The 7,051-nt window shown below is 48.9% G+C and carries 4 protein-coding genes and 1 pseudogene; 3 read left to right on the top strand and 2 right to left on the bottom strand.

The features are described 5' to 3' along the window. Positions 1 to 579: pseudogene (locus tag AACZ40_RS27385) on the bottom strand (hypothetical protein); the annotation flags it as partial. 409 nt (positions 580 to 988) lie between these two features. Here AACZ40_RS27385 and AACZ40_RS27390 point away from each other — a divergent pair. The 3 genes from AACZ40_RS27390 to AACZ40_RS27400 all read left to right on the top strand — a co-directional run bounded on the left by AACZ40_RS27390 (position 989) and on the right by AACZ40_RS27400 (position 5,162). Beyond that, on the top strand, positions 989 to 1,954 hold the full coding sequence (locus AACZ40_RS27390) for a magnesium transporter CorA family protein (RefSeq protein WP_291174972.1): 966 nt from the start codon (positions 989 to 991) through the stop codon (positions 1,952 to 1,954). A 698-nt stretch (positions 1,955 to 2,652) separates the two neighbouring features. Next, the gene (locus AACZ40_RS27395) at positions 2,653 to 3,024 is read left to right on the top strand and encodes a hypothetical protein (protein WP_291174970.1); all 372 of its coding nucleotides are present in this window, start codon (positions 2,653 to 2,655) and stop codon (positions 3,022 to 3,024) included. Positions 3,025 to 3,449: 425 nt separating this feature from the next. Further along, positions 3,450 to 5,162 carry an IS66 family transposase gene (locus AACZ40_RS27400; protein WP_291174968.1) on the top strand — a complete coding sequence of 571 codons (1,713 nt, stop codon included), beginning with the start codon at positions 3,450 to 3,452 and terminating at the stop codon, positions 5,160 to 5,162. 356 nt (positions 5,163 to 5,518) lie between these two features. On the opposite strand, the gene AACZ40_RS27405 is transcribed toward AACZ40_RS27400, so the two are convergent. After that, a partial coding sequence (locus tag AACZ40_RS27405; protein ID WP_339676743.1) for a caspase family protein occupies positions 5,519 to 7,051 on the bottom strand: 1,533 nt, incomplete at its 5' end.

Raw genomic sequence — 7,051 nt, forward strand, 5'->3', positions numbered from 1 at the left:
GCCAGGAAGCGGATAGAACATGTTACTATTCGGAAAACTCAAAGCACCGCCTGCCGTATTGATGTCGTCACCATACCGGGTCTCCGCATGCAGAATGGCAGAGAACCCTTTATTCAGTCCCAGCTTCTCACCCTGGAACGTAAACATATAATCGCCTTTACCGCCATACAGAAACCTTTGTCGGCGACCACCGCTGGCAACCCCCTGGTAAAATTGCGTTAACTGAATATCTGCGATCACGCCATGCTCTGCCAGCCCCGAACGGGCACCAAACAGATCGCCCGTCAAATACTCACGTGAAAACAAACACTCAGAGAATTCATATCCACAATCAGCAGCGCCCACACAATCGTCACTCAGGCAATCGCCAGCTGCCGATTCAAAGCAGGCTTCCTGGCCCGTGACATGACTGATCGGAGCCAGCTCTGCATCGGCGAATGGCTGGTTGCTCTCCACCATCGTTTCAAGAAAGGGACTTGACGATTCCGAAACTGAGAATTCAACCTGCTCTCCCGCAAATACAGGAGGGTAACTCAGACTCATCGACAGCAGGGCAAAACTGATGACAGCAGATTTCATGAGACAGCTTTTCAATCCGGGACAGAGTGATAATGATGTCGTTCTTGCACTGATGGAGGGGCAATAACCAGCATGCTGACAAAAACTCCTAACTTGAGTTTAATCGTCAAAATCAGATCTCAGCCAATCTCTGCGAATTCGGATTTCATGCCTCATTCACAGTCAGTCGACTGGTTATACCGGTTGTGACGGTTGCCTGCTGGCAATGGCGTGCTTAAGCGTACAGGCGAGCGAGTGTTGACGTCTCGCTACAAAAATACCGACCCGGTTGTACTTTGAATCTGCTTATGTCATCTTCGTCGAAAAGAAAGACAATCATTTTTCAACCTGCATGGTTAACTGGATCAGCAACTCTGTCCCGGCAGCGAAGTTGTAGAACAACATTGGTTGAACACAGGAATAAATCACAATGAACGTGCGTGTGTTTGGCATCAGCGATAATTCCACACTGATTCCCTTAGCGGAAACCACACTTTCTGCCTCTTGGGTTCAGGATGACGTCCATCGCTGGGTTGATATCGAGGCAGCGACTCCCCGGGAACTGGAAGAACTGCTGACTCCGTTTCATTTGCGACCGGAAGTACTGGCAGCCTGTCTCACGCCGGAACGCAGCGAGCGTATGATGTCGCAAAAAAAAGCACTGTACATGGAGGTCCCCACGCACCTGGGCTGGGATCAGTCGGAAAAACCATATGTCTCTTTCCTCTGTCTGAAATCGACAGTGATCACAATTCATCGCGACAGACTGCACACAATTGAAGATGTGATTCGGGACCTGGATGGCGACGTCCCCCTGCATGCCAACAATTCCTCAGCCCTGCTGTACTATCTGCTGGTTGAAATCGGAAAACAGACTGTAAATGCAGCCCTGCGGGTACGTGAAGAAGCAGAACAGCTGGATCAGGCTTGCCATGAGAACCCGGAGGCCCTCGATCCTCAGAAAATTTCTATTCTACGCCGAAAAATCAGCCATTACGCGGCAGTCCATGATGATCACGCTTATTGTGCGGGCGTTCTGCAAACCGTCGAATCCGAGGCGTTCAGCTTCAGTGAGCAGTCCCGGTTTTTCGGCGATACGTTGCAGCTGTCGGGACTCTCTGGACAGATCATCGCGGGCACCGCCGACCGGGTGAACAGCCTGCAGCGTGACTATGATGCGGTCGTGCAGAGCAATGTAGAAAGCCGCCTCCAGTTCCTTACCATCCTCTCTGCTGTCTTCCTCCCCCTGACATTGATCTCCGGGCTCTACGGGATGAATTTCAACGATCTGCCTGGGATGGGGATTAAATCAGGATATCTGATCGTGATCGGCATCATGTTGGGCACTGCTGGAATCACCGCCGGATACTTTTATCTACGTGGATGGTTTGATTGATGCAGGGTTTTCATAAAAAATGATTTGTTGCCCTGCGTCTGGCTCATTTCAAAAGATGGAGACTCTACTTATCAAACAACATGAAATGTACCAGGTATCAAAATACGATGTCGCGCTGAAAGTTTATCATGGAGAATTTGTTCTGAGGTGATGCGGTGAAATATTTCTGCTGACTGTTGGCATTTGACTATCTGGGGATTTGCAATCAATCAGATGTCGCGTTTACTTTTACGAGGTTTTCAGGAACGAATTCAGGAAGGATGCTAGTGACCCATATTCAGGATCAGCAAGACCAGAGAAACGATTCTAAGCAGCTCAGATCGTTGTGATTTTACATGGAAAATTACAGTAACAGGGACTTGAAATCTTTAATAATAAATGGCTTAAGAGTCGGATTGTCAAGGTTTGAGCTTAGGACCTCTGCATCGCAAACGCAATTCGACATGCTTCGAACTGGCTTTAATGAATCGACTGACGCATCGAACCGACTAAAAGATGATACAGAGAAAACGTTCGTTTTAGCGAACTGCTATCGAATTAGTAGCTGATCAATTTAATTTATACGTACTGAATACGATCTTGCTGTACGCGAAATCAAAATACTATAATTCGTTCTAAATGTAAGCGTTCGGTCAATCCATACTTGACAAGTCGTGTAGTCTTGAGTGCTGGAGCACAGCATTCTAAGGAGACACGATATGGGACGTCCACCGAGTGGCCTCGACGACTATTTGGATTGGCAGGAGCGGCTTGAGAATTATAAAGCCAGTGGCTTGGAAGTGGACGTGTTCTGTCTCCAGGAAGGAGTTTCTAGAACGTCCTTCTATAAGTGGGTTGGGCAGCTGAAAGATGGTATTCCGGAGTCGATGCTGGCTGAGAAAGCGGCTCGAGAGCGAGCCGAATCGGGGGAAGCGGCGTTTGTACCGATCACTCTCAAAGCGTCTCCGGTGGAAATCGAATTGCCGAACGGTGGCATCGTGCGGCTGCCTCTGGGCGTCGGCCAGGCCGTGCTGGTGGAAGTGATCCGAGCTGTGGGCGCGCTGCGGCCCTGGAAGGGACCGAAGTCATGACGAACTTTCCCGACGTGCGAATCTTTCTCTGTACGACTCCGACGAACATGTGTTATAGCTTCGACAGTTTGATGGGACGCGCACAAGAAATCTTTGACCAGGATCCCACCTCAGGTCACTTATTCTTGTTCATGAACCGTAATCGCGATCGAATTAAGATCTTGTTCTGGGACCGTGATGGATTCTGCATTTGGTACAAACGACTGGAGCGAGGCACGTTCCAGCTCCTGACAACCACAAACGACGAGGAAGGCATTGAGCTAAATTATTCCCAACTCGTTAAATTGCTCGGCGGACTCGATCTGAGGACGGGACGCCGGCGGAGGCGGTACCGACGAACTGACTGACTCTTTTCGAATTTCTTTCGACATTCTGCAGGCAATGGTCTTTCCTCATGGGAAAGAGTTGGTAAAACAGTTCGTGTTATGGATAACGCCGACTTTCTTCCGACCAATGTCGCAGAATGCCATCGTCTGCTCATGGCTGCTTACCAGCAGTCGGTGCAGCTCCAGCAGTATACTGAAGATGCCGAGCAACAGGTCGCCAAGTCGGAGCAGCGGGTCGCAGAACTCAACCGTGTGTTAGATGCGACGTTGGCCTCATTTCAGGAACTTCAACAAGAACACGCCTCGACGCTAGAGGAACTGGCTTGGTACAAGCGCTGGGTTCATGGCCGCCGCCGCGAACGCATCATCGAAGGTGAAGGCCAACTGCATCTGTTTGATTTAACTCCCCCCGTCCATACAGAAGTTCCCGTTCCTGCTAAAGAGTCTCGTCAACAAATTGTGAGGCCAATTCGTCGGCGCGAGCTCGATCTTTCCTGTTTGCCACATCATCGGCATGAACTGGACCTGTCACCCTCCGAAAAAACCTGTGATTGCTGCGGGCGTGCCAAAGACCGGATTGGCGAAGATGTGACAAGGATTCTTGAGCACGTGCCATCCCAATTGGAAGTGCACGAGCATGTCCGTCCCAAGTACGCGTGCCGCTACTGCAAAGACGGCGTGTCGAGCCCGCCGCCACCCGAACGTCCGATTGCACGCGGCATTGCCGGACCTGGTCTGATTGCACAAATCGTCGTCAGCAAGTTTGGCGACCATTTGCCACTGTATCGTCAGGAAGACATTTTCGTACGTCATGGACTGCACATTTCCAGAAGCACGCTTTGCGATTGGGTATCGGCCGCGGCACAACTGCTGGAGCCACTTTACGAATTGCAACGGCAACTTGTCCTTCAATCTGCTGTGATGTGGACCGACGATACGCCGGTCAAAGTGCTCACCGGCGGTGAAGAAGGCAGCCGTCAAGGTCGTTTCTGGACCTATATTGGAGACAGCACACATCCATATTCCGTGTACGATTTTACGATGAGCCGCGGCCGGGATGGTCCACAGCGGTTTCTGGAGAACTTTCGCGGCTATCTCCACGCCGACGCTTATGCGGGCTACGATGCGATCTTTTTGGGATCAGACAGTGAGATTGTCGAAGTGGCCTGTTGGGCTCATGCACGGCGGAAGTTTTTCGACGCACGCAAGAATTACCCACGCGAAGCGCATCAGGTGCTGGAGTGGATCGGGCAGTTGTATGACATCGAAGATCGAGCGCGCGACCTGTCGGCCGAGGCACGCTGTGAATTACGTTGCGCTGAAGCCAACCCGGTGCTGGATCAGCTCGGAGCTTATCTCGCCCAACTTGCAAGTACGCTACTCCCCAAGAGCGCACTGGCCAAGGCCATCACCTATACGCGCAACCAATGGGACGCATTGCGGCGTTACACGACGGACGGCCGATTGACAATCGACAACAATACGTCCGAACGCACGCTGCGCCATCAGGCAATCGGACGGAAAAACTGGTTATTCCTGGGTAGTAAAAATGCTGGACCTCGGGCAGCGGTGCTGTCCACGGTCCTGGCCGGCGCAAAACGACATCGGATTGAACCGTGGGGGTACGTTCGAGAACTCCTGATGCGGCTACACGCCGATGATACCCGACTCGAAGAGATGCTTCCCGATCACTGGGCCACGGCGCATTCCGAAAGCGTATTGACTCATCGTCTCAATGAATCCCGTGCGAAGGCGGCAGCCAAACGCGACCGACGACAACGCCGACGTATCCAGACTCATCGTGTACGCTAACCAAATTCTGCCCCACTACCATGGGCAGGCCGGACGCTTACTTCTAAATGATGAAAATCGTATTCTATTAGAACTCTTAAGCTGCCCGGAAATATTGAATAATTAAGGTGGAAGACGCCGGACTAATAATTACTGGGTTCGAATCGTAAAAATTAGCATTTTCACAATATCTCCCGCCGATTGGTGTAGCCGTAAGTGATTGAAGCATAACGACATGCTGTAATATCACTTCATAAAGGTATGGAAGCCGTCTTCTTCAGAGAACCTACTTTATACCTTGATTGGGTAATCGATAAAATCCGCTTGAGGCTTTGTAAAATTCATTCTCTCAGACGTGCAAAATCATAGCGTTCTGATCACGGTTCAAACTCTTTGCTTTTCAGAATTGGAAAACTGCGGCCTTCGCTGAAGACTGTCACTCTCTGCTCGGTGCCGTAGTAAGTTTTTGTCAGCAAAGAAACATTTTCTTGAGCAAATTGAAGCCAGTCATTTACCTGAATCAATCCATTTTTTGATTCAATGTTGCGATTTTTAAATGGGCCACGATCAGCAGCCCCTAGCCCAGCCAATAGTGAATACGTCAAAGCACCATGTTCGAGTTCTTCTATTTCCTCCGCATTTTTTGACGCGGTAGCTGCAGCGATAATAAATGAGCCTGTCGAACGACGGAAATTTTCAAATGCACGTTGAAATTCAAATGGGTTACGAGTCATCCTGGTTTGCGCGACGGCACCTCCTGATTGGCAAGTATCATAAACTATAATCTTTTTCAGCGCAGGGACTTGATTAATCCATGACTCTAAAACATCACTGGGCAAACCATATCTTCTGGTAGCTTCATCCGGACTTTGTTTTCCAACAAGGGTAAACTCGTGTGGCAAGAAGAAATATCGTTGATGAACCATCCTCCCGTGACCAGATAGAGTTAAGATAAAGATGTCTTGTGGTTTGGCTTCTTTGCTGATTTTCAGTATCGCCCGCTGAATATTCCTGGCAGTTGCTCTTGAATCCAGGAGGGTCTGCACATGAACGCGACCTGTTCCATAGCTTTCAATTCCTCTTTTATTGAACACTTTTGCAATCGCATCCGCATCATTTACAGCATATTTCAAGTTATGGGCCTCATCAGTGTATTTATTCACCCCAACTGCTAATACATATAGTTCAGACTTTTCTGTTGGTTCTGTGTGTATAAATGAAATATGGACAGGCTCACTTTCCCAGGAACCATCCCTGGATGCGCTATTGATAGAAATATTATTTTCCCCCTCAATCAAAGGCAAATCAAACTTCCACCTCAGATTCTTGCCCTCTTGGATTGGTTTGCTTTTAACAGCTACCGTAGTGCCATTCTGTTTAATCCGAGGCGTTTTAATTCCACCACCATTATCTATTATTGTTGCTTCGATAGTGACAATCGCATCTTCTATCGTTTTACTGTTACCCGGACTTACAATACGAATAGTTGGTGGAATCTTTTGTCCCAAATCTATCTCGGGAAGCGGGGTCTGTCCTATTAGGATAGAACTAAGTAAGCCGGGGCGATAGTAATTCTGGAAGAACCGTTCAACCGGAACAACGTTCAACTCCTTGCCAACGCGGTACATAATCTGTTCCATTCCAGCTTTTGAACCATCGAACATACCCTCCGGAGTTGCCACCAACCAATCATCAACTTCATCAAGATTAAAAACTAAGCTACGCAGTTCTCCTGTGTCAGTATCCCAGAGACGCAGAATGTCATCCGATGACCAAGTGACAAATAGTGACTTGTTAAGATTTGAATTTAAAAATGTAACACATGAAGTCTTTTGAGATTCGAATTTACGTAGCCTAACTCCGTTCGCTGTCTCCCAGAGAATTAGTAAGCCGTCTATAGATCTTGTAAG

This window comes from uncultured Gimesia sp. (assembly GCF_963972345.1).
Classification (GTDB): domain Bacteria; phylum Planctomycetota; class Planctomycetia; order Planctomycetales; family Planctomycetaceae; genus Gimesia.